Genomic DNA, 22587 nt, shown 5'->3' on the forward strand with positions numbered 1-22587 from the left:
GGAGAGCGGAATTTGTCAGCGACGGACGTAGACGCTGAACTGTGGGGTTAGTGTGAGCGATCCGGCCTGATACAGCGGCCGAGACGGAGGACTCGATCGACCGTGGACACGCAAGGCCGTAGGCAGCACGTCGACCCGGCGGATCAGTGGGTTTTCGATCCCGAGACGGGCAGCTACCAGTTGCGGATGGACCCCCCTCAGCAGCAGGAGCGTGCCGTTCCCGCGCAGGGGACGGGCCGGCGGGCACAGCGCGTCCAGCCGCAGGGCGGCACCCGCGGCCGGCAGGGTCAGGCCGGCGCCGAGGCCACCGGCCGTGCCACGGGGGCGGGGACGGGTCGCTCCGCGAACGGCGGCCGCTCGGCGGGCGGCAGGACGGCGGCCGGCAACCGGGCGGACGGCGGCGGACGGGCGGCGGCGCGCACCAGCCGGCGCCGGCCCAAGCCCCGGCAGTCCGCCAAGAAGCGGGCGCTGATCTGGACCGCGGGCACGCTCGGCCTGGTCGTCCTCGCGGCGTGCATCGGCGTCTACGCGCTGTACCGGCAACTCAACGGCAACATCAACGCGATCGACCCGGGCATCGGCTCCAAGAACGCCACGTCAACCGGCCCGGTCAACATCCTGGTCATCGGCACCGACAGCCGGCAGGGCCTGAAGGGCAAGTACGGCGACGCGGCCAACGTCGGCCACGCGGACACCACGATCCTCTTCCACGTCTCCAAGGACCGCTCCAACGCGACCGCGCTGAGCATCCCCCGCGACATCATCACCGACATCCCGGACTGCCCGACGAAGCAGCCCGACGGCTCCACGAAGATCATCCCGGGTGAGAGCAACGTCCGCTTCAACACCAGCCTCGGCCAGTACGGCCGCAACCCGGGATGCACGATGCGCACGGTCAAGGCGCTGACGGGCATCACCCCGGACCACTTCATGATGGCCAACTTCGACGCGGTGAAGGACCTGTCCACGGCCGTCGGCGGCGTCGAGGTGTGCCTGGCCAAGGACATCGACGACCCGGACTCGCACCTGAAGCTGAGCAAGGGGCGGCACACCGTCGCGGGCGAGCAGGCGCTGGCCTTCGTCCGCACCCGGCACAGCGTCGGCTTCGGCGGCGACCTCAGCCGCATCCAGCTGCAGCAGCAGTTCCTCAGTTCGATGGTGCGCAAGATGAAGTCGGGCGACACGCTGACCAGTCCGACCAAGCTGGTCAAGCTGGCGAACACCGCGACGAAGGCGCTCACCGTCGACACCGGCATCGGCAGTGTGACCAAACTCAGCGAGCTCGCCAAGGACCTGAGCCGCGTCAACACCAAGAACATCACCTTCGCGACGGTGCCGGTCATAGACAACCCGGCCGAGAAGGTGCACACCACGGTCGTGCTGGACGAGACCAAGGCGCCGCAGTTGTTCGCCATGGTGAAGAACGACACCTCGCTCACCGAGGTGAAGAAGCAGCAGAAGGCCTCCGAGGCGGCCAAGCTCAAGGGCCCCAAGGCCGACCCGATCAACGTCCGGGTCGAGGTGTTCAACGGCAGCGGGGTCTTCGGCGCCGCCCAGGACACCGTCAACTGGCTGCAGAACGACCAGGGGGTCAGCCGGTCGACCAACGGCGGCAACGCGCCCGCCGAGGCGCGGAAGACGACGCTGGAGTACGCCCCCAACCAGGCCGACCAGGCACGCCGGCTGGCCCAGATGATGGGGCTGCCGGCCTCCGCGCTGCAGCAGGGCACCAAGGACGCCGCTCCGCGCGCCAACATGACGCTCACCCTCGGCAAGGACTTCACCGCGGCCGGCACACCGATCACCGCGCCGACGAAGGCCCCGGAGGGCATCCAGAAGGTCGAGGCGGACGACAAGAGCGTCTGCGCCAAGTAGCGGCCCGGCAGGGGCGACAGGGCCAAGAGGGGTATCAGGGGTGGGGATCACACTATGACCGACAGTCGTGTGCGCGATCTCGGCTGGGACGACAGCCTCTACGATGCCCGCCCGCAGGGCGGGGAGCGGGGCACGCACGCGCCGGAGAACCCGCACACGGACCCGGCGGACGGCGGCGGGCACCGGCACCCCGGCCCGCGGCGGCGCAGACGCCGGGTCGTACGGTGGACCGCGGTCACGCTCGCGGTGCTGATACTCGGCACGGCGGGGGCCGGTTACGCGTACTACGAGCACCTCAGCAACAACATCCGCAAAGGGAAGCGAAACAGCGGCGAGAGCGATGTGGCCAAGGCGCCGACGAACGCGCTGAACATCCTGCTGCTGGGCGCCGACGGCCGTAACTCCGAGGAGAACCTCAAGCTGGGCGGCGCCAAGTACACCAAGGGCGAGGCTCCCCGCGCCGACGTGATCATGCTGGTGCACCTCTCCGCCGACCGCAGCAACATGTCCGTGGTGAGCATCCCGCGCGACACCAGGGTGCCGATCCCGAAGTGCACCGACCCCAAGACGGGCCGCACGTTCGCCGCCACCACGCACGCGATCATCAACGAGAGCCTGGCGCGCGGCGGTCCCGGCTGCACGCTGGCCACCGTGCAGAACCTCACCGGGGTCTACATCGACCACTGGATGACGATCGACTTCGCGGGCGTGGTGAAGATGGCCGACGCGGTCGGCGGGGTCGAGGTCTGCGTCAAGCAGCCCGTCTGGGACCACCCGACTCGGCAGCAGCCCGGCGGCTCCGGGCTCAAGCTGGACAAGGGCAAGCAGAAGATCTCCGGCAAGAAGGCGCTCCAGTGGCTGCGTACCCGGCACGCCTTCGAGAGCGACCTCGGGCGCGCCAAGGCGCAGCACATGTACATGAACTCGATGGTGCGCGAGCTGCGCTCGCAGAACATCTTCACCGACGGCGGGCGGCTGCAGGCCCTCGCCGAGGCCGCCACCAAGGCCCTGCAGGTGTCGGAGGAGATCGGCACCCCGAAGAAGCTGTACGACCTCGGCATGCAGCTCAAGAGCGTCCCGTCGAACCGGATCACGATGCTGACCATGCCGCCGGTCACGGACACCGAGAACGACCAGCACTACATGCCGGACCCGGTGGCCGCCCCCAAGGTGTGGTCGCGGCTCGTCCACGACGAGCCCTTCGACGACAACGGCAAGAAGAAGGCGACGAAGAAGCAGCAGGCCGAGAGCGGGCCTGCCGCCCGGCCCGCCGCCGACATCCCGGTCAGCGTCGTCAACGGCACCGCGGGCGACAGCACGGGCACTCCGGTGAACGGCCGCGCGCGCACCGTGGCCGGTGTGCTGGCCCGGGCCGGCTTCGGGCGGGCGGCGGCCAGCACCACGCCGGAGCCGTCCGCGACCACCGTGCTCAGCTACCCCGCGGGCGACGGCGCCCAGGGCCGCTCGGACGCGCTCGCCGTGGCCAAGGTCCTGAAGCTGCCGAGCGGGGTTGTGAAGGAATCCTCACATGTCGGCTCCGTCACACTGCTTGTCGGCGCGGACTGGCGGGACGGAACGGTCTTCGGCGGGGCCGGTGAGGACGACGGCGGGCTGCCCACGAGCGCCGGGGCCCTGAACGGATCGAATGATTCAGCCTGCATGGACGTGTACAGGCCATATCGCTGGGATCCCGGTTTGGGGTAATGCGCACGATCGTTTTACGCAGCCGATAAGAATCGAAAGCGTTGACGGCGTCCGGGTTTATGTATCGTGACCTCCAACCATCCGCGAGCAGGGCTGTTCCGGTCCCACAGGACCGTGCCAGCCACACAGCTGAGAATCACCCAAGATCCGCGCGCTGCGGCGCATCGGTGACCGTAGTGACCAGCGCGTCATGGGAGGGCCCACATGCGCCACGGCAGTGCCCCTGGGGGGCGGAACGCCCCCTACGATCCTCACGAACCCGGATGGGACGACTCTCCGTACAGGGACGGTCACGGTCAGCCGTACATCCCGCAGCAGCCGAACCCCCATCAGCCGATCCCGCGGCAGCCGATCCCGCAGCAGCCGCAACGCGGGGGCTACCCCCCGCAGCAGCCGCAGCGCGGCGGTTACCAGCCGCAGCAGCCGTACGCGCCCTATGAGGCGGCGGACTACGAGGCCGCCGGCTACAACGGCGGGACCTACGGCGACGACGGCCGGGACTTCGGGTACGGGGACGACGGGGCGTCCACCGGCACGCTGACCGCCACTCAGGGCGACGGAGCGGACGACGGTGCGTACGACGACGGCGGACGCCGCGGCAACCGCCGCCGAAAAAAGGGCAAAAGGCGCGCATTGCGCTGGGTGGCGATCGTCACGTCGGTGGCGATACTCGGTACGGCCGGTGCCGCCTACGCCTACTACCAGCACCTCAACGCGAACATCAAGAAGGACGCGCTGAACCTCGGCGACAGCCAGGCCGCCAAGAGCAAGGCCAACGCCGCGGGCCAGACCCCGCTGAACATCCTCCTGCTGGGCTCCGACAGCCGTGCCTCCAAGGCGAACCAGAAACTCGGCGGTGCCAAGGGCGACGCCACCCGCAAGCCGCTCGCGGACGTCCAGATGCTGCTGCACGTCTCCGCCGACCGCAGCAACATGACCGTGGTCAGCATTCCGCGCGACACCCGGGTCACCATCCCCAAGTGCACCGACCCGGACGACGGTCACGTCTACCCCGAGACCACGACGGACACGATCAACACGAGCCTCCAGCACGGCGGCCCCGGCTGCACCGTGGCCACCTGGGAGAAGCTCACCGACATATCCATCGATCACTTCATGATGATCGACTTCGCCGGCGTGGTCTCCATGGCCGACGCGGTCGGCGGCGTCCCGGTCTGCGTCAAGGCGAACGTCTGGGACCGCAAGTCCGGACTGAAGCTGACCAAGGGCGACCACACCATCAAGGGCAAGCAGGCCCTGCAGTGGCTCCGCACCCGGCACGGCTTCGAGGACGGCAGCGACATCGGCCGTACCCACGCCCAGCACATGTACATGAACGCGATGGTGCGCCAGCTGAAGTCCGGTGCGAAGCTCAACGACCCGGGCAAGCTGACGGGCCTCGCGGAGGCCGCCACCAAGGCGCTGACCGTCGACACCGGCCTCGGCACGGTCAAGAAGCTCTACGACCTCGGCAACGACCTCAAGAAGGTCCCCACCAGCCGCATCACGATGACGACGATGCCGTGGGGCGCCGACCCGCAGAACCCGGCCGCGCACGTCGTGCCGATCCCAGCGGCGACCAAGCTCTTCACCCTGCTCCGCAACGACCAGGCCGTGGACGGCAAGTCCTCGAAGAAGAAGACGGACAAGGCCACCGCCTCCGCCGGCAAGGCCGCGCCCGCCGCGGAGATCCCGGTGACGGTCCAGAACGGCACCGGCAGCACCTCGACGCCCGCCGTCGCCGGCCGGGCGAGCGCCGTCACGGAGAAGCTGAAGTCCCTGGGCTACACCCAGGCCGAGGCCGACTCCACCCCGCAGTCGCAGTCCGGCAGCACGGTCACGTACGCGAGCGACGACGACAAGGCCGACGCCCTGGCGGTGGCCAAGTCGCTGAAGCTGCCGAGCGGCGCGGTGAAGAAGTCCTCGTCCGTCTCGCAGATCACGCTGGTGATCGGCGCCGACTGGACGGCCGGGACGACCTACCCGGCGGCCAGCAGCTCCGACACCAAGGAGGTGCTGGACAGCGCGAGCGCGCTCAACGCCTCCGACGACTCGGCGTGCATGAAGGTGAACTCCTACTACAGCTGGTAGGGGTTCACCACCGGGATCACGCGTCGGCCGCCGCCCGCACCGCCGGGCGGCGGCTGGCGACGACCCGCTTGGCGAGCGATCGCGGGCTGGTCAGGAAGCCGAAGCCCCACGACATGTGCATCGTGGCGAGCGCCACGGGGATCTGCAGCCGCGCCTTGGCGGGCAGACCCTTGCCGGCCGGGAGCGAGCCCAGAGCGATGGCGGCGAGGTAGCCGCCGGGGACCACGAAGCCCAGCGGGGTGAGGGCGGCGCCCGCCACCACGCCAGCCGCGATGGCCACGACCGCGGCCGGGGCGGCGAGGTAGCGAAGGTTCACCGAGCCCTGGTGGTAGCGGGTGACGACACGGCGCCAGCGCCCGTAGTCCTTGTACTGCTTGGCCAGCGCGCGCACGTTCGGGCGCGGGCGGTACGAGACGCGCAGCTCGGGCGAGAACCAGATCAGGCCGCCCGCCTCACGGATGCGGTAGTTCAGCTCCCAGTCCTGGGCGCGGATGAACTCCTCGTTGTATCCGCCCTGCTGCTCCAGCACCTCGCGGCGGAAGACACCGAGGTAGACGGTGTCCGCGGGGGCGGCGGCGCCGCCGGTGTGGAAGGCCGCGTTGCCGACACCGATCTTCGAGGTCATGGCGGCGGCGACGGCACGCTCCCAGTCGTTCTCGCCCTCGGCGTGCATGATGCCGCCGACGTTGGCGGCGCCGGTCTCCTCCAGCAGCCGCACCGCGGTCTTGATGTAGTCCGGGGAGAGCATGCCGTGGCCGTCGACCCGCACCACGACCGGGTGCCGGGAGGCCTTGATCGCGGCGTTCAGGGCGGCAGGGGTACGGCCGGTGGGGTTGGGCACCGTGTGGACGCGGGGGTCCTCGCGCACCAGCTCGGCCGCGATCTCGTCCGTGCGGTCCGTGGAGGGGCCCAGGGCGATGACGACCTCGAGCTCGCCCGCGTAGTCCTGCTCGAGGATGTGGCGGACGGAGTTGCGCAGATGCCGCTCCTCGTCGAGCACCGGCATGATCACGGAGACGGCGGGCAGCACGTGGGGGGTCGCAGCGTTCACAGCCGCACACGTTACCGCGAACGGATGATACGAGCGCGCGCGGCCGGGCGGGGCTCATCCCGTACGACGGTATGACTCCTTAGCGTGACTCCATGACCGTCGCTCGTCGCCGTCAGCAGCCCGCAGCAGCCGCCCGCCGGGCCCGGAAACGGCCGCCGGTGCGCCGTGGGATGCGCGTCCTCGGCGCCGTCTCACTGGGCATCCTGACCGTGAGCGGGATCGGGCACGCCGTCCTGGGGCACATGGACGACCGCATGGCGCGCGTGGACGCCTTCGCCGGGATGAAGAACCGGCCCAATCCCACCAAGGGCACCAACTTCCTGCTGGTCGGCACCGATGTGCGCCGCGGGCTGACCGCGGCCCAGCGCACCGGGCTGCGCCTGGGTGGGGAGCCCTGTGCCTGCACCGACACCATGATGCTGGCCCACCTGTCGCGGGACGGCCGGCGGGTCAGCGTGGTCGGCCTGCCCCGGGACTCGTACGCGGAGCTGCCGCGCCCCGGCAAACTGAAGTGGGCGTGGGGGGTCGGCGGCCCCGCGCTCGCCGTCAGCACGGTCGAGAAGCTCACCGGGATCAAGATCGACCACTACGCCGAGTTCGACTTCCGCTCCTTCATGAAGACGGTCGACAAGATCGGCGGCGTCGACATCTGCACCGCGCGGCCGCTGCGGGACGCCGCGACCGGGCTGGACCTGCCGGCCGGCACGATCCGCGCGGACGGCGGCACGGCCCTGCGCTTCGTGCGCTCCGGCCATGTCCCGGACACCCCCGACCTCCCGCGGATGCAGAACCAGCAGCGCTTCCTGGCCGCCCTCGTCCACCGGGTCACCGACACCGGGCTGCTGCAGAACCCCGTCAAGCTCGACCAGGTGGCCAAGGCCGCGCTGGGCTCGGTGCGCGCGGACCGGCAGACCGCGCCCGACGACCTGATCGCCCTCGCCACCGGGCTGCGTGGCGGTTTCGGGGCGCGCTCGGTGGAGTTCGCGACCGTGCCGGTGGACTCCACGCCGTTCCGTGTCCAGGGCGTGGGGACGACCCTGCGCTGGGACGTCAAGGGCGCCAAGCGGCTGTTCGACGCGCTCCGCGAGGACCGCCCGCTCACCGGACCGGACGGCGGTCCCGTGGTCACGCCCAGCCCGTCCGCCCCCGAGCCGGAGCAGGTCGAGGTGCCGCCCGGGTCGATCCGCGTCCAGGTCAACAACGGGACGTCGATCAACGGGCTGGGGGCGCGCGCGGACAAGGAACTGCGCCGCGCGGGCTTCCGGACCACCGGTACGCCGGGCAACACCGTCCGGCACGACGCGGAGTACACCGTCATCCACTACGACCCGGGCTGGGACCGGTCCGCGGAGGCCCTGGCGACCGCGCTGCCGTACGCGGACATGCGGCCGGTGGCGGGGCTCGGCCCGACGCTGCGGGTCATCGTGGGCGCGGACTACGACGGCGTGACGCCGGTGCGGGCCGGCGAGCCCGATCCGCCCGCGCCACCGCCGGCGGACCTCGCCCCGACCCGCGGGGACCGCATCCTGTGCGGTTGACCCGCCGCGGGGCCGGGCCGTCCGGACTGACCCCGGCGCCCCGGCGGGTGCCGGGGCCGGGCCGGGGTCAGTCGTCGAAGCCCTCGGCCGCGCGCTTCTCGCGCAGCTCCATGATCGCCCGGCGGCGGGCCAGCCGGTGCGTACGGCGGATCTGCGCCTCCTGCAGCCGGCGCCGGTCCCGGTCGGTCTCGGGCTCGACCTGGGGCACCCGACGCGGCGCGCCCTCGGCGTCCACGGCCACGAAGACCAGGTAGGCGCTGGCCACCTGGGTAGCCGGGCCGGACTCGTTCCAGCGCTCGGCCAGCACGCGCACGCCGACCTCCATGGAGCTCCGCCCGGTCCAGTTCACCTGCGCCTGCACCTTGAGCAGGTCGCCGACCCGCACCGGTTCCAGGAAGGCCATCTCGTCCATGGCGCCGGTCACCGCCGGCCCCTCGGAGTGCCGTCCCGCGACGGCGCCCGCCGCGTCGTCCACGAGTTTCATGACCACGCCGCCGTGCACGGTGCCCAGCAGATTCGTGTCGTGGTGGGTCATGATGTGCGCCAGCGTGATCCGCGAGGCGGACGTGGGCTTGGACGGCACGGGGTGGGGGGAGGGCTCCTCGAACATGGCTCCACCCTAAGCACTGCGGAGCTCCGTCCCGCACCGGTACACCTTGCCCGCCGGCGGGGCCGGGCGGATGCTGAGAAAGGGGTCGACGTCCCGATGTCCAAGAGGTGATCCGCCATGGAAAAGACGTGGACGATCAAGCTGTCGCTGGAGGAGGACGGAAACCGCACCGCCTGCACCGCCGCGCTCACCGGGGACGGCGCCCCGGGGGTGGTGGGGCACGGCTATTCGCGGCGCAATCCGAACGACGAGCCGGACATGCGCATCGGGGAGGACGTGGCCGCCTCCCGGGCGTGCTCCAACCTGGCGCACGAACTGCTGGAACAGGCCGCAGGAATGATCGAGACCCACACCAACACCCCCACGCATCTCACCGGCTGAGAGCACCCGGGCACAATGGGTCACCGCATGGCGGCGGTCCTGTGACCTTTGCATCAGCTCTGCTTCAGAAGCGCCACGAAGCCACTGCCCGGCAGGTCGAGCGGGCACACTGCCGTACATGAACGCATGGCCCGACGGTTGGTCCGACAACAGGAACCAGCGGCAGCAGCAGGTCTCCGAGCCGCCGCTGCCCCCCGAGCTGTCCCCGCGCCGTGCGGCGGCGGGCTCCGGCAGTGTGCCGCGCCAGCAGGCGTACGGCAGCGGCGCCCCCGGTCACGGCGGACCGGGCGGCGGCGACGGTTACGGAGGCGGCGGCTACGGCCCGCCCTCGACCGGCGGCCGGACCGGCCGGCCGGTCAACCGGGCACGCCGGGTCAAGGCCGGCCTGATCGGGCTGGTGGTCGTGGTGCTCGCCTGGGGCGTGGGCACGTACTTCTGGGCCGACGGCAAGGTGCGCCGCGAGGTGGACCTCGGCACGGTCATAGACCGGCCGGAGACCGGCAAGGGCACCAACTACCTCATCGTCGGCTCCGACAGCCGTGAGGGCCTGTCCAGCGACCAGAAGAAGCAGCTGCACACCGGCTCCGCCCAGGGCAAGCGCACCGACTCGATGATGATCCTGCACGTCGGTGACAACGGGAACTCGCTGATCTCGCTCCCCCGTGACTCCTACGTCACGATCCCCCAGTTCAAGGGCTCCGAGTCCGGCAAGACCTTCTCCTCGCGCGGCCAGAACAAGCTCAACGCCGCCTACTCCATAGACGGGCCCACGCTGCTGGTGCGCACCGTGGAGTACAACACGGGCCTGCACATCGACCACTACGCGGAGATCGGCTTCGCCGGCTTCGCCAACCTCGTCGACGCGGTCGGCGGTGTCGAGCTGGACATCCCCCGCAACATCGACGACAAGAACTCGGGCCTGCACATCAAGAAGGGCAAGCAGACCCTCAACGGCGACGAGGCCCTGGCCTTCGTGCGCCAGCGCTACCAGGAGGCCGAGGGCGACCTGGGCCGCACCAAGAACCAGCAGAAGTTCCTGTCCGCGCTGGCGAGCCAGACGGCCACGCCCAGCACGGTCCTCAACCCCTTCAAGCTCTACCCGACCATAGGCGCGGGCCTGGACACGCTGGTCGTCGACAAGGACATGAGCCTGTGGAACCTGGCGTCCATGTTCTGGGCGATGAAGAGCGTCTCCGGCGGTGACGGCATCTCGATGAACATGCCGACCGCGGGCTCCTTCAACACCCCGGTGGGCAGCTCGCTCAAGTGGGACATGCCGAAGGTCAAGCAGCTCGTCTCGGAGCTGAAGAACGACGACAAGGTCACCGTCGCGCCGAACTCCTGACCCTGTCGGACGGCCGGGGCCGGCGGGCGCTTCCACCGCGCCCGCCGGCCCCTGCGTCGTCGCCGCGTGTGCCCAGGGGCACTGTGGCGCGTGGGACCGTGCCCTGGCCACGCCGGGGGCCCCTCAGGCGCGCGGGCCGGGGGGAAGCCGGTCGCGTCCCGGGACTATGCTCAGCAGCGCAATCCGGCCACGACCTGGGAGGGACCCTCCAGATGGCGCTCAAGCTCACCGTGATCGGCACCGGCTACCTCGGCGCGACACACGCCGCGGCTATGGCCGAGCTGGGCTTCGAGGTGCTGGGCCTGGACATCGACCCCGGCAAGATCGAGACCCTGGCCGCGGGCCGCGTGCCCATGTACGAGCCGGGCCTGGAGGAACTGCTGGGCCGCCACGTCGCCGGCCTGCCGGGCTCCACCGGGCGGCTGCGCTTCACCACCTCCTGGGAGGAGGTGGCAGCCTTCGGCGACATCCACTTCGTCTGCGTGAACACCCCGCAGAAGCACGGCGAGTACGCCTGCGACATGAGCTACGTGGACAGCGCCTTCGAACTGCTCGCCCCGCACCTGGAGCGGCCCGCGCTGGTCGTCGGCAAGTCGACAGTGCCGGTCGGCAGCGCGGAGCGGCTGGCGGCACGCCTGGCCGAGCTCGCCCCCGCGGGGGACCGGGCCGAGCTGGCGTGGAACCCCGAGTTCCTGCGCGAGGGCTTCGCGGTCGAGGACACCCTCCACCCGGACCGGATCGTGGTCGGCGTCGCCTCCGAGCACGCCGAGAAGCTGCTGCGCGAGGTCTACGCGACGCCCGTCGGCGAGGGCACGCCCTTCGTCGTCGCGGACTACCCGACGGCGGAACTGGTGAAGACCGCGGCCAACGCCTTCCTCGCCACCAAGATCTCCTTCATCAACGCCATGGCCGAGGTCAGCGAGGCGGCCGGCGGCGACGTGGTGAAGCTCGCCGAGGCCATCGGCCACGACGAGCGCATCGGCAAGAAGTTCCTCCGGGCCGGCATCGGCTTCGGCGGCGGCTGCCTGCCCAAGGACATCCGCGCCTTCATGGCCCGCGCCGGCGAGCTGGGCGCCGACCAGGCACTGACCTTCCTGCGCGAGGTCGACTCCATCAACATGCGCCGCCGCGCCCACATGGTGGAGCTCGCCCGCGAGGTCTGCGGCGGCAGCGGCTTCCTCGGCAGGCGGATCGCGGTGCTGGGCGCCGCGTTCAAGCCGGACTCCGACGACGTACGGGACTCCCCCGCGCTCAACGTCGCCGGGCAGATCCACCTCCAGGGCGGCCAGGTCACCGTCTACGACCCCAAGGCGATGGACAACGCCCGGCGGCTCTTCCCGACCCTCGGGTACGCCTCCAGCGCGCTGGAGGCGGTCCGCGGGGCCGAGGTCGTCCTGCACCTCACCGAGTGGCGCGAGTTCCGCGAGCTCGACCCGGCGGCGCTCGCCGCGGTGGCCGGCCGGCGGCACATCATCGACGGCCGCAACGCGCTGGACCCCGCGGTGTGGCGCGACGCGGGCTGGACGTTCCGCGCCATGGGCCGCCCCAACGCCTAGCCCTCCGAAGGCGGTACCGGGTTCTTCCGGTGCGGGTTGTTTGTGGTTGCGGTGGGGGTGGGGGTGTCCCGGCACGTTCAGTTGCCGCCTTGCGCGCTGTTCGTGGTGGTCCGGGGTCGGGGCCTCCGGGGCTGCACGTCCTGGACTGGCATGTTCACGTACATGACGGGGACCTGCACTTCCCGCCCCGGATGCCGCACACACATACGCCGCACCGTCCAGAACATCCACCCTCCCCCAGCCTCCGGCCGGGGGTGCCCCCCAACTCCCCCGCCCCTCCCTCTCGTCGGCGACTGACCGCCGGTGGGTGGGGTGAGAAGGCGGTCCGGGTTGCCGCACGTGCCCGGACCACCCCCCCACCGGCCGTCAGGCGCCCCCGGGAGCACCTCCCGGCGGTGGCTGGGAGGTACGAGCAGCGGACCCGGCGCCGAGCGATGTGGGGGTAGACCGCGAGCCCCGAGATGGGGCCACCCCCGGCCGAAGGCTGGGGGAGGGCGGGAGGGCAGGGGAGAAACCCCACCGCAACCACAACGCACTCGCGCGCAAACGACGGGCACCCCCGGAACGGTTAGCCGCGAGAGCGGTACGCACGCATTCTTGGCGCGGCTGGCGCGTCTTCGCGGACCCCGCGGGGCACCCGTTCTGCCTCTGCTCCTCCTGACCGCAGGGAAAAAGCCCGAGGGCCCGGAGCGCGACGCTCCGGGCCCTCGGCCCTGTACCGGGCGGGGGGACGTCAGTGGACGTCGCCCATCAGCCGGATGACCCGCTTGCGGTAGACCACGAAGGCCGCGCCCGCGGCGAGCGCCACGAAGCCCTGGATCGCGAAGGAGGTCTCCGACAGGAAGCCGTCGCCGATGACCAGCTGCAGGATGGCCGCCACGCAGTCGCCCGCCGTCACGGCGAGGAACCACAGGCCCATCATCTGGCTGGCGTACTTGGCCGGGGCCAGCTTGGTGGTGACGGACAGGCCCACCGGGGACAGGCACAGCTCGGCGACGGTCTGGATCAGGTAGACCATGGTCAGCCACAGCGGGGTGACCTTGGTGTCGCCGGAGGCGGCGGCCTGCGCCAGCATCATGACGACGAAGGAGGCGCCGATGCCGACGAGGCCGAGGGCGAACTTCACGGTCGTGCTCGGGTTCCTGCGGCCCAGCTTGATCCACACGGCGGCGAAGACCGGGGCCAGGGCCATCACGAACAGCGGGTTCAGCGACTGGAACCAGCTCTCCGGGAAGTCGAAGCCCCACAGCGTGGACGAGGTGTGCTCGGAAGCGAAGACCGTCAGGGTCGAGCCGGACTGGTCGTAGATCATCCAGAACACGGCGGCCACGATGAAGAACCAGATGTAGCCGGTGACCTTCGTCTTCTCGTCCGAGGTGAGCTCCTGGTCACGACGGATGCGCGCGAAGTAGTACGTCGGCAGCGCCAGGCCCAGCAGGGAGAGCGGCCACAGCACCCAGTTGATCGTGAAGTGGCCGGTGAAGGTGACCACGCCGTAGAAGACGACGGCGGCGACCAGCCACAGCAGCGCCTTCTTCATCAGGCCGGCGCGCTCGGCGGCGTCCAGCGGCGTGGGGACCACGCTGGAGACCGGCGCCAGGTTCTTGGTGCCGATGAGGAACTGGGCGAGGCCCAGCGCCATGCCGACACCGGCGAGGGCGAAGCCCAGGTGCCAGTTGACCTGCTGGCCGACGGTGCCGATGACCAGCGGGGCGAGGAAGGCACCGAGGTTGATGCCCATGTAGAAGATCGTGAAGCCGCCGTCCCGGCGCGGGTCGTTCCGGTCCGGGTACAGCTGGCCCACCATCGTGGAGATGTTGGACTTCAGCAGGCCGGAGCCCACGGCGATGAAGACCAGGCCGACGAAGAAGGAGGCCTTCACCGGCACGGCCAGCAGGAAGTGGCCGATCATGATGATCGCGCCGCCGATGGCGACCGTACGGCGCGGGCCCCACAGGCGGTCCGCGAACCAGCCGCCCGGCATCGCCAGCAGGTACACCGTGGCGGTGTAGACGCTGTAGATGGCACCGGCGGTGGCGGCCTTCATGCCGAGGCCGCCGTCCGCGACCGAGGCCGTCAGGTAGAGGACGAGCAGCGCCCTCATGCCGTAGTAGCTGAAACGCTCCCACGTCTCGGTCATGAAAAGAGTGGCCAGGCCGCGGGGGTGGCCGAGGAAGGTGCTGCCGCCGTTTGCAGGGGTGTCCTGCGGAGCGGCGTCCTTCGTCAGGCTGGACGCCATGGACTTTCCTTGCTTCTCGGGACGCGCTGCGAGAGCGGTGCGCGCCCGGGTGGGGGTGGCCGGCACCGACGCGCGCGAGGACGCACCGGGATCCACGACCGACGCCTTCACAGGCGCGGCCCCGGCCGACAGGTCATTGACTGAAATGCTGGTGGGGACCAGCCCCGTCGCAGAAGGGTCCTTCGACGCGTGATGCGCGCCAAAGGTCCCGGTGACTGTTACGGGCTTTTGGTTACCTTATGGCAGCACTACATGTGCTATATGGGACGACTTGAGATGTACCTCACAGCGACCACGGCCCGCCCGGCGTGCGGTTTCTCCGGGCGGACTACCATCAGCGCATGACCCGCGTACTGCTCGCCGAGGACGACGCATCTATCTCGGAACCGCTCGCACGCGCGCTGCGCCGCGAAGGGTACGAGGTCGAGGTGCGCGAGGACGGACCCGCGGCGCTCGAAGCCGCCCTGCTCGGCTCCTTCGATCTTCTGGTGCTCGACCTGGGGCTGCCCGGAATGGACGGGCTCGAGGTGTGCAGGAGGCTGCGCACCGAGGGCCACGGCTTCCCGGTACTGGTGCTGACCGCCCGCGCCGACGAGGTGGACACGGTGGTCGGCCTGGACGCCGGGGCCGACGACTATGTGACCAAGCCCTTCCGGCTGGCCGAACTGCTGGCCCGGGTGCGGGCCCTGCTGCGGCGCGGCACCACCGAGGCCCAGCATCCCTCCACCCAGGGCGTGCGGATCGACGTCGAGTCGCACCGCGCGTGGATGGGGGACGAGGAACTCCAGCTCACCGCGAAGGAGTTCGACCTGCTGCGGGTGCTGGTGCGCGACGCCGGGCGGGTGGTCACCCGCGAGCAGCTGATGCGCGAGGTGTGGGACACCACGTGGTGGTCGTCCACCAAGACCCTGGACATGCACATCTCGTGGCTGCGCAAAAAGCTCGGCGACGACGCGGCTGCCCCGCGCTACATCTCCACGGTGCGCGGCGTCGGCTTCCGGTTCGAGAAGAACTAGGCACGCCACCGCCCCGCACGGTCTGACACGCTTCACTCATGCGCCGCCGTCTCATCCAGTCCACGCTCGCCGTGGTGCTCGTCGTCATCGCCGTCTTCGGTGTCTCCCTGGTCCTGGTGGAGGCCCGGACGATCGAGAACAGCGCCAAGGAGAGCGTGGACTCCGAGGCGGTGCGGCTGGTCGGCATCGTCGAGAGCCGGATGATCGGCGACGAGCGGATCAGCCGCGAGGTGCTGGCCCAGCAGATCGCCCCCGGGCGGTACGCGCTGGTGCAGATCCCGGGGGCGGAGCCGATCAGCATCGGCATCAAGCCCACGGGTCAGGTGATCGCCTCGCAGCAGACGGGCGAGCACGGCGAGACCGTCACCGTCGAGGAGTCCCGCAGCAAGGTCAGCCAGGAGATCGGCCGCACCCTGCTGATCATCCTGGCGGTGGCGCTGCTGGCGGTGCTGGCCGCCGTCGTCCTGGCCGTACGGCAGGCGCGCCGGCTCGGCAGCCCGCTGACCGACCTCGCGGAGACCGCGGAACGACTCGGCTCCGGTGATCCGCGGCCCCGGCACCGCCGCTACGGGGTGCCGGAGCTGGACCGGGTCGCCGACGTGCTGGACCGCAGCGCCGAGCGCATCGCCCGCATGCTGACCGCCGAACGGCGTCTGGCGGCGGACGCCTCCCATCAGCTGCGGACGCCGCTGACGGCGCTGTCCATGCGGCTGGAGGAGATCATCGCCACCGCGGAGGACCAGGAGACGGTCAAGGAGGAGGCGACGATCGCCCTCGGCCAGGTGGAGCGGCTCACCGACGTCGTGCAGCGGCTGCTCACCAACGCGCGGGACCCGCGCACCGGCTCGGCGGTCGTCTTCGACATCGACGACGTGATCAAGCAGCAGGTGGAGGAGTGGCGCCCGGCGTACCGCAGCGCCGGCCGGGCCATCACCTCTTCGGGTACGAAGCGGCTGCGCGCCGTCGGTACGCCGGGGGCGGTCGCGCAGGTACTCGCGTCGCTGATCGAGAACGGGCTGATGCACGGCTCCGGCACGGTCGCGATCTCCACCCGGGTCACCGGTACGCAGGTCGTGGTCGAGGTCACGGACGAGGGCCAGGGCGTGCCGCCGGAGCTGGGGGCGCGGGTCTTCGAGCGCACGGTCAGCGGCCGCAACTCCACCGGCATCGGTCTCGCGGTCGCCCGCGACCTGGCGGAGGCCGACGGCGGGCGGCTGGAACTGCTGCAGCAGCGTCCGCCGGTCTTCGCGCTCTTCCTGGCGCGTGAGGACCGGGCCCGGGGGAAGGGCACGGAAAAGGCCTAGGGACCGCGGCGCGGGGGCCGGCCGAGGCGCCCGCGCGGACCGCGGAGACGGCCGTGGTCAGGCCCTGGCGGAGGGGGCCCCGCCCGTGCCGGTCCGGGCGCCGGGGGCCTCGTTCCCCTTCGCGACCAGGAACGATTCTGCTTGCTGCACCGCCTCACGGACGGGCAGCGCCTTGAACACCCAGGTGCGGTAGGACCAGAAGCGGAACAGGGTGGCCACGGCGATGCCGATGAACTTGAAGACGTTGCTCTGCAACTGGCTGTCCCAGCCGAAGGCGTAGGTCGCCGTGTAGAGCAGCCCGTTCTCGATCACCAGGCCCACCGCGCTGAACACCAGGAACAGGGTCAGCTCGCGCGTGCGGCCGGACTTGTCCCGGTCCCGGTAGGTGAAGTACCGGAAGCCCACGTAGTTGAAGGCGATCGCGACGACGGTCGCGATGATGCTGGCGCGTACCACCTGCAGGTCGGTGACGTGCCGGACGAGGTTGAAGACCCCGATGTTGACCAGGACCCCCGCCCCGCCGACCGCTCCGAATTTGGCGATCTCGCGGGTCATCGCCGTCAGCCGGCTCCGCAGCCCCGCTCGGGTGGTGGATCCGGTCGCACCGTCCATGTGATCGTTCGGCCCCGTCTGTGTCTGGTCAGAGACCTTCATGCTAACCGGGGGCCCTCCCCGACGGCGGTCGGTACCTCATTCGTGCCCGGATATCCTGGTGACTGTGACATTCCCGGTAGTCGGCATGATCGGGGGCGGCCAGCTCGCCCGTATGACCCACGAGGCGGGCATCCCGCTCGGCATCAGATTCAAGCTCCTCAGCGACACACCCGTGGACTCCGCGGCCCTGGTCGCCGGGGAGGTCGTGGTGGGCGACCACCGCGACCTCGACACGTTGCGCGCGTTCGCCGCCGGCTGCGACGTGATCACCTTCGACCACGAGCACGTGCCCACCGAGCACCTGCGGGCCCTGGAGGCCGACGGCATCGCCGTGCGCCCGGGACCCGACGCGCTGGTGCACGCCCAGGACAAGGGCGTGATGCGGGCGAAGCTCGACTCGATCGGCGTGCCCTGCCCGCGGCACCGGATCGTCTCCGACCCGGCCGACGTCACGCGCTTCGCCGAGGAGGGCGCGGGTTATCCGGTCGTGCTGAAGACGGTGCGCGGCGGCTACGACGGCAAGGGCGTGTGGGTCGTCCGGGACGAGGCCGGCGCCGCCGAGCCGTTCCGGGCGGGCGTGCCGGTGCTCGCCGAGGAGAAGGTCGACTTCGTACGGGAGCTCGCGGCCAATGTCGTACGCTCCCCGCACGGGCAGGCGGTCGCCTACCCGGTGGTGGAGTCCATCCAGGTCGACGGCGTGTGCGACACCGTGATCGCGCCCGCGCCGGAGCTGCCGGAGGCCCGGTCCCTGGAGGCCCAGCGGCTCGCCCTGACCATCGCCAAGGAGCTGGGCGTGGTCGGGCACCTGGCGGTCGAGCTCTTCGAGGCCCGTGACGGCCGGATCCTCGTCAACGAGCTGGCCATGCGCCCGCACAACAGCGGCCACTGGACCCAGGACGGCGCCATAACCTCGCAGTTCGCCAACCACCTGCGCGCGGTCCTGGACCTGCCGCTGGGCGACCCGCGCCCGCGCCAGCCGTGGACGGTCATGGCGAACGTGCTCGGCGGTGACTACCCCGACATGTACGCGGCGTACCTGCACTGCATGGCACGGGACCCCCAGCTGAAGATCCACATGTACGGCAAGGACGTGAAGCCCGGCCGCAAGGTGGGCCATGTCAACACCTACGGCGACGACCTGGCCGATGTGCGCGAGCGCGCCCGGCACGCCGCCGACTATCTGCGAGGGACGATCCAAGAGTGAGCACTCCCGCCGGGCCGCTGGTCGGCATCGTCATGGGTTCCGACTCCGACTGGCCGGTCATGGAGGCCGCCGCCCAGGCGCTGGACGAGTTCGAGGTGCCGTACGAGGTCGACGTGGTCTCCGCGCACCGCATGCCGCGCGAGATGGTCGCGTACGGCGAGCAGGCCGCCGAGCGCGGTCTCAAGGCGATCATCGCGGGCGCCGGCGGTGCCGCGCACCTGCCCGGGATGCTGGCGTCGGTGACGCCGCTGCCGGTGATCGGCGTGCCCGTGCCGCTGAAGTACCTGGACGGCATGGACTCCCTGCTGTCCATCGTGCAGATGCCCGCCGGCGTCCCGGTCGCCACGGTATCGGTGGCCGGCGCGCGCAACGCGGGCCTGCTGGCGGTGCGCATGCTCGCCGCGCACGACGCCGAACTGCTCGAGCGCATGCGGCACTTCCAGGACGAGCTGAATCAGCAGGCGACCGAGAAGGGCAAGCGCCTGCGTGCCAAGGTGGAGGGGTCGGCCGGCTTCGGTTTCGGAGGGAAGAAGTAGTCCATGGACCTGCTCGCACACGCACAGGAGCTGCTCACCGCCCACCCCGTGGTGGACGGCCACAACGACCTCCCGTGGCGGCTGCGCGAGCAGGTCCGCTACGACCTCGACCGGCGGGACATCGCCGGTGACCAGTCCGCCCACCTGCACACCGACATCCCCCGGCTGCGGGCCGGCGGCGTGGGGGCGCAGTTCTGGTCGGTGTACGTCCGCAGCGACCTCACCGGGGGCGACGCGGTCACCGCCGTACTGGAACAGATCGACTGCGTGCTGCGCCTGGTCGACCGTCACCCGGACGCCCTGCGCCTCGCGGTGACCGCGGGCGACATGGAGGCCGCGCGCGCCGAGGGCCGCATCGCCTCCCTGATGGGCGCCGAGGGCGGGCACAGCATCGCCAACTCCCTGGGTGTGCTGCGGATGCTGTACGCGCTGGGCGTGCGCTACATGACGCTCACCCACAACGACACCATCGACTGGGCCGACTCCGCCACCGACGAGGCCCGGCACGGCGGACTGACCGCATTCGGCGAGGAGGTCGTCCGTGAGATGAACCGCCTCGGCATGCTCGTCGACCTCTCCCACGTCGCCCCCGACACCATGCGCGCGGCCCTGCGGGTCAGCGAGGCCCCGGTGCTCTTCTCGCACTCGTCCTCGCGTGCCGTCTGCGACCACGTCCGCAACATCCCGGACGACGTCCTGGAGCAGCTGCCCGGCAACGGCGGCGTCGCCATGGCCACCTTCGTGCCGCAGTTCATCCTGCCGGCGGCCGCCGAGTGGATCGTCGGCGCGAACGAGAACATGAAGGCCCACGGCCTCCACCCCCTCGACCAGTCCACCGAGGCGCAGGCCGTCCAGGAGGCGTACGAGGCCGGCCACCCGCGGCCGGTCGCGGACATCGGCACCGTCGCCGACCACCTCGACCACATGCGCGAGGTCGCCGGCGTCGACCACCTCGGCCTCGGCGGCGACTACGACGGCGTCGCCCACCTCCCCGAGGGCCTCGGTGACGTCTCCGGCTACCCGCGGCTGTTCGCCGAACTCCTGCGCCGCGGCTGGTCCGACGACGACCTCGCGAAGCTGGCGTGGCGCAACGCGGTCCGGGTGCTGCGCGACGCCGAGTCGGTCGCGGCGGGGCTGAAGGGCAAGCGCGGACCGTCCAACGCCTCGATCGAGGAGCTGGACGGGTCCGTCGCCCGGTAGCCCGCGGGTCAGCGCCGCAGGCGGCTCCACGGGGTGAAGGTGAAGACCGCGCCGCCGAGCAGGAGGATCGTGCCGGCGACGAGGGCGAGCGCGTGCAGGGACGCCTGGCTGGAGGAGCCGGTGTCGGCGAGGCCTCCGGAGGTGGTGGTCGTCCCGCCGGACGTGCCGGACGACCCGCCGGAACCGCCGCCGGTGATGCCGCCCTGCTGCCCGGTGACGTCCAGGGTCAGGGAGACGCCGGGGTCCTCGGTGGGGGTGCAGGTCGTGGTCGTGCCGAGGGCCTCGACGGTCAGGACGCCCGGCGTGAGGGTGGCCTGCCCGTCGTGGGCGGATGTGTAGGTGCCGGTGAGGTCGGGGATCTCGATGGGGTCGCCGGCCTTGATGGGGTCCTTGTTGGTGGGGCCCTCGACGGCGACCTCGCCCTGGTCGGCGCCGCCGACCACGACCTTCATGGAGGGTTTGACGGAGTCGGCGGGGATGTCGGCGGGGCTGTCCATCACGGACTTGGCGAAGTGGACGGTGAGGTCGTAGGCGCCGCCGTTCTCCTTGGCGTTGATCTGCACGGGCGAGACCGCGCTCTTGTCGCCGATGGGGGTCTTGCAGGCGTAGGAGACGTCGACCTGCTTACCGGTGTGGGAGGCTCCGCCGCCGCCCGTCGCGGTGCTGCTGGGGGAGGTCGTGGGCGTGGTGCTCGGGGTGGTCGTCGGCGTGGTGCTCGGGGTCGTGGTGGGCGTGCTCGTGCCGCCGCCGTCCGCCGTCACCTTGATCGTCGCGGCGACCGGGACCTCGCCGGTCGGCACGCACGTGGTGTCCGTGGAGAAGGCGTTGATCGTGTAGCCGCCGGGCGCGAGGGTGACGTCGCCGGGTGCCGTGAGCTTCAGGGTGCCCTTCATGTCGGAGAGCTTCATCTCGCTGTTCTTGGGGATGGCGGGGTTCTCGCGCGGCCCCTCGACGGCGAGGGTGCCGGTCTGGGCACCGGCGACGGTGACCTGGCCGGAGGGTTTGACGCTGTTCGCGGGCAGGTCGACGAGGTCGGGGTTCTTGGAGGCGGCCTGGGTGAACTTCCAGACCACCTCGATCTCGTCGCCGACCTTGGCCGTGGCGGGCGCGGTGACGTCGGCCTTGGTGGTCCCGTTGACCTTGGGCAGGCCCGACGCCGCGGGCGGGGTGCACTCGGTGGCGTACGAGACCTCGGCGGCCGCGGCCGGAAGGGCCGCGGCGAGGACGCTCGCACCGCTGAGCATCAGGGCGAGGCCGACGGCGGTGGCGGCCCGGGATCGTCGGTTGGTCACGTGCGGTTCCTTTCGTGGCGGTGGGCGGTGCCGTCCGCCCACGGGGGGCCCTCAGCGGTGCGGTGCTGCGGCTGGTGGTCGTGGCTGAACCACGGCAGGGTGGGCGCCGGGCCGGCAGGCGGCGCGACGGTCCCGGGGGCGCGCGGGCGGACCCGGTTGACGACGGCCATGCCGAGGCGGAAGAGCGCGGCGGGCACGACGACGCACAGCAGGAGCCAGAAGAGGGTCACACCCCAGGGGCGGGGGACGTCCCAGGGCTCGGTGGCCAGGACCCTGCCCCCGTGTTCGAGGGTGACGGTGTAGTCGCCGTGGGCGCCGGCCGCCAGCTGGACGGGCAGCTCGATCCGGGCCTTCCTGCCCGGCTGCACGGTGCCGCGCCAGGTGCGCTCCTCCCACTGGGGGCCGAACAGTCCGTGCGAGGTGCCGACCCGGAAGACGGGGTCCTTCGCCGGACCCGAGCCCAGGTTGCCGACGGTGAGCACCAGCCGGCGGCCGGGCGGGGCGCCGAACCACGTGAGCAGGCCGCCGGAGCCGTCGAGGCGGGCGCTGAGGACGGCGAGCCGGCCGCCGCCGGTCTGCTCGGGCAGCGGCGCGCTCGGATGGCCGGCGACGACGAAGGGCGCGTCCACCACGGTGTGCTCGCCGGTGACGGTGGCGACGTGGACGACGCACGGGCAGGGCTTGGGGGGCTCCGCGACCGGCAGCACGCGGCGGAAGGCGCCGCGGCCGTCGGTGGTGACGGCCCTGCCGGACGCGTTGGCGCAGGAGTTGGTGCCGCCGATCGCGTTCTGGCCGCAGAGGAGCAGGGTGAGCAGGGCGTCCGGCCGCCAGCCCGTGCCGCGTACGGTGATGTCGCCGCCGGCGCCCGCCTCCTCGGGGCTGACGGTCACGGCCGGGCCGGGGGCGGCCGCGGCGGTGGGAGCGGGCAGGAACAGCAGCGGGAGCAGGACGAGGGCGGCCGCGAGCAGCCGGTGGGTGCGTCGTCGCATGG

Annotated in this window: 19 protein-coding genes; 13 read left to right on the plus strand and 6 right to left on the minus strand. The window is 71.3% G+C overall.

The genetic code is table 11. The annotated features are described in order from the left end of the window. The first annotated feature begins 102 nt into the window (after positions 1-102). The 3 genes from ACWDAS_RS16475 (at position 103) to ACWDAS_RS16485 (ending at position 5670) form a co-directional block, all read left to right on the plus strand. Positions 103-1875, plus strand: coding sequence for an LCP family protein (locus tag ACWDAS_RS16475; RefSeq protein WP_450390729.1), 1773 nt, complete (start codon positions 103-105; stop codon positions 1873-1875). A gap of 54 nt (positions 1876-1929) precedes the next feature. Beyond that, positions 1930-3579 (plus strand): LCP family protein, encoded by a 1650-nt coding sequence (locus ACWDAS_RS16480; RefSeq protein WP_450390732.1) that lies wholly within the window; start codon positions 1930-1932, stop codon positions 3577-3579. Positions 3580-3783: 204 nt separating this feature from the next. Next, positions 3784-5670 (plus strand): LCP family protein, encoded by a 1887-nt coding sequence (locus tag ACWDAS_RS16485; RefSeq protein WP_450390734.1) that lies wholly within the window; start codon positions 3784-3786, stop codon positions 5668-5670. A gap of 16 nt (positions 5671-5686) precedes the next feature. Here ACWDAS_RS16485 and ACWDAS_RS16490 read toward each other — a convergent pair whose 3' ends face one another. Beyond that, on the minus strand, positions 5687-6721 hold the full coding sequence (locus ACWDAS_RS16490; RefSeq protein ID WP_450390736.1) for a glycosyltransferase family 2 protein: 1035 nt from the start codon (positions 6719-6721) through the stop codon (positions 5687-5689). A 92-nt stretch (positions 6722-6813) separates the two neighbouring features. Here ACWDAS_RS16490 and ACWDAS_RS16495 point away from each other — a divergent pair, with 92 nt between their 5' ends. Further along, positions 6814-8259, plus strand: coding sequence for an LCP family protein (locus tag ACWDAS_RS16495; protein WP_450390739.1), 1446 nt, complete (start codon positions 6814-6816; stop codon positions 8257-8259). A gap of 67 nt (positions 8260-8326) precedes the next feature. Here the strand turns inward: ACWDAS_RS16495 and ACWDAS_RS16500 are convergent, their stop codons facing one another. Beyond that, positions 8327-8869 carry an acyl-CoA thioesterase gene (locus ACWDAS_RS16500; RefSeq protein WP_450390742.1) on the minus strand — a complete coding sequence of 181 codons (543 nt, stop codon included), beginning with the start codon at positions 8867-8869 and terminating at the stop codon, positions 8327-8329. A 117-nt stretch (positions 8870-8986) separates the two neighbouring features. Here ACWDAS_RS16500 and ACWDAS_RS16505 point away from each other — a divergent pair, with 117 nt between their 5' ends. From ACWDAS_RS16505 to ACWDAS_RS16520, 4 genes are all read left to right on the plus strand, one after another. After that, complete coding sequence (locus ACWDAS_RS16505) at positions 8987-9250, plus strand: DUF1876 domain-containing protein (RefSeq protein WP_450390745.1); 264 nt, start codon at positions 8987-8989, stop codon at positions 9248-9250. Between the two features lie 118 nt (positions 9251-9368). Then, positions 9369-10595: an LCP family protein gene (locus ACWDAS_RS16510; RefSeq protein ID WP_450390748.1), complete on the plus strand. Its 1227-nt coding sequence runs from the start codon at positions 9369-9371 to the stop codon at positions 10593-10595. Between the two features lie 212 nt (positions 10596-10807). Beyond that, a complete protein-coding gene (locus ACWDAS_RS16515) occupies positions 10808-12151 on the plus strand; it encodes a UDP-glucose dehydrogenase family protein (protein ID WP_450390750.1) in 1344 nt (447 codons plus the stop codon). A gap of 436 nt (positions 12152-12587) precedes the next feature. After that, positions 12588-12812, plus strand: coding sequence for a VOC family protein (locus ACWDAS_RS16520; RefSeq protein WP_450390752.1), 225 nt, complete (start codon positions 12588-12590; stop codon positions 12810-12812). A gap of 72 nt (positions 12813-12884) precedes the next feature. On the opposite strand, the gene ACWDAS_RS16525 is transcribed toward ACWDAS_RS16520, so the two are convergent. Beyond that, the gene (locus ACWDAS_RS16525) at positions 12885-14390 is read right to left on the minus strand and encodes a peptide MFS transporter (protein ID WP_450390755.1); all 1506 of its coding nucleotides are present in this window, start codon (positions 14388-14390) and stop codon (positions 12885-12887) included. A gap of 341 nt (positions 14391-14731) precedes the next feature. On the opposite strand from ACWDAS_RS16525, the gene ACWDAS_RS16530 reads away from it, so the two are divergent. Both ACWDAS_RS16530 and ACWDAS_RS16535 read left to right on the plus strand, forming a co-directional pair. Next, complete coding sequence (locus tag ACWDAS_RS16530; RefSeq protein ID WP_389256499.1) at positions 14732-15406, plus strand: response regulator transcription factor; 675 nt, start codon at positions 14732-14734, stop codon at positions 15404-15406. Between the two features lie 38 nt (positions 15407-15444). Next, entirely contained in the window at positions 15445-16710 is a 1266-nt protein-coding gene (locus ACWDAS_RS16535; RefSeq protein ID WP_450390759.1) for an ATP-binding protein, read from the plus strand. A gap of 57 nt (positions 16711-16767) precedes the next feature. Here the strand turns inward: ACWDAS_RS16535 and ACWDAS_RS16540 are convergent, their stop codons facing one another. Then, entirely contained in the window at positions 16768-17322 is a 555-nt protein-coding gene (locus tag ACWDAS_RS16540; RefSeq protein ID WP_450390761.1) for a GtrA family protein, read from the minus strand. Between the two features lie 106 nt (positions 17323-17428). Here ACWDAS_RS16540 and ACWDAS_RS16545 point away from each other — a divergent pair, with 106 nt between their 5' ends. The 3 genes from ACWDAS_RS16545 to ACWDAS_RS16555 are packed head-to-tail and all read left to right on the plus strand — an operon-like array spanning position 17429 to position 20304. Further along, entirely contained in the window at positions 17429-18568 is a 1140-nt protein-coding gene (locus ACWDAS_RS16545; protein ID WP_450390764.1) for a 5-(carboxyamino)imidazole ribonucleotide synthase, read from the plus strand. A 32-nt stretch (positions 18569-18600) separates the two neighbouring features. Further along, the gene (gene purE / locus ACWDAS_RS16550) at positions 18601-19104 is read left to right on the plus strand and encodes a 5-(carboxyamino)imidazole ribonucleotide mutase (protein ID WP_361797940.1); all 504 of its coding nucleotides are present in this window, start codon (positions 18601-18603) and stop codon (positions 19102-19104) included. A 3-nt stretch (positions 19105-19107) separates the two neighbouring features. After that, positions 19108-20304, plus strand: a complete 1197-nt coding sequence (locus tag ACWDAS_RS16555; RefSeq protein ID WP_450390767.1) for a dipeptidase — start codon at positions 19108-19110, stop codon at positions 20302-20304. A gap of 8 nt (positions 20305-20312) precedes the next feature. Here ACWDAS_RS16555 and ACWDAS_RS16560 read toward each other — a convergent pair whose 3' ends face one another. Both ACWDAS_RS16560 and ACWDAS_RS16565 read right to left on the minus strand, forming a co-directional pair. Continuing rightward, positions 20313-21548 (minus strand): hypothetical protein, encoded by a 1236-nt coding sequence (locus ACWDAS_RS16560; RefSeq protein ID WP_450391163.1) that lies wholly within the window; start codon positions 21546-21548, stop codon positions 20313-20315. A gap of 44 nt (positions 21549-21592) precedes the next feature. Next, the gene (locus ACWDAS_RS16565) at positions 21593-22585 is read right to left on the minus strand and encodes a hypothetical protein (protein ID WP_450390770.1); all 993 of its coding nucleotides are present in this window, start codon (positions 22583-22585) and stop codon (positions 21593-21595) included. Between the last annotated feature and the right edge of the window lie 2 nt (positions 22586-22587).

This window comes from Streptomyces sp. NPDC001070, assembly GCF_053598835.1.

What these genes read in the sequence shown, in the direction of transcription:
- ACWDAS_RS16560 (WP_450391163.1), bottom strand. Translation starts at nt 21,548, where the DNA reads ATGCTCAGCGGTGCGAGCGTCCTCGCCGCGGCCCTTCCGGCCGCGGCC.
- ACWDAS_RS16495 (WP_450390739.1), top strand. Translation starts at nt 6,814, where the DNA reads ATGACCGTCGCTCGTCGCCGTCAGCAGCCCGCAGCAGCCGCCCGCCGG.
- ACWDAS_RS16500 (WP_450390742.1), bottom strand. Translation starts at nt 8,869, where the DNA reads ATGTTCGAGGAGCCCTCCCCCCACCCCGTGCCGTCCAAGCCCACGTCC.
- ACWDAS_RS16515 (WP_450390750.1), top strand. Translation starts at nt 10,808, where the DNA reads ATGGCGCTCAAGCTCACCGTGATCGGCACCGGCTACCTCGGCGCGACA.
- ACWDAS_RS16530 (WP_389256499.1), top strand. Translation starts at nt 14,732, where the DNA reads ATGACCCGCGTACTGCTCGCCGAGGACGACGCATCTATCTCGGAACCG.
- ACWDAS_RS16525 (WP_450390755.1), bottom strand. Translation starts at nt 14,390, where the DNA reads ATGGCGTCCAGCCTGACGAAGGACGCCGCTCCGCAGGACACCCCTGCA.
- ACWDAS_RS16485 (WP_450390734.1), top strand. Translation starts at nt 3,784, where the DNA reads ATGCGCCACGGCAGTGCCCCTGGGGGGCGGAACGCCCCCTACGATCCT.
- ACWDAS_RS16555 (WP_450390767.1), top strand. Translation starts at nt 19,108, where the DNA reads ATGGACCTGCTCGCACACGCACAGGAGCTGCTCACCGCCCACCCCGTG.
- ACWDAS_RS16565 (WP_450390770.1), bottom strand. Translation starts at nt 22,585, where the DNA reads ATGCGACGACGCACCCACCGGCTGCTCGCGGCCGCCCTCGTCCTGCTC.
- ACWDAS_RS16540 (WP_450390761.1), bottom strand. Translation starts at nt 17,322, where the DNA reads ATGGACGGTGCGACCGGATCCACCACCCGAGCGGGGCTGCGGAGCCGG.
- ACWDAS_RS16480 (WP_450390732.1), top strand. Translation starts at nt 1,930, where the DNA reads ATGACCGACAGTCGTGTGCGCGATCTCGGCTGGGACGACAGCCTCTAC.
- purE (WP_361797940.1), top strand. Translation starts at nt 18,601, where the DNA reads ATGGGTTCCGACTCCGACTGGCCGGTCATGGAGGCCGCCGCCCAGGCG.
- ACWDAS_RS16510 (WP_450390748.1), top strand. Translation starts at nt 9,369, where the DNA reads ATGAACGCATGGCCCGACGGTTGGTCCGACAACAGGAACCAGCGGCAG.
- ACWDAS_RS16535 (WP_450390759.1), top strand. Translation starts at nt 15,445, where the DNA reads ATGCGCCGCCGTCTCATCCAGTCCACGCTCGCCGTGGTGCTCGTCGTC.
- ACWDAS_RS16505 (WP_450390745.1), top strand. Translation starts at nt 8,987, where the DNA reads ATGGAAAAGACGTGGACGATCAAGCTGTCGCTGGAGGAGGACGGAAAC.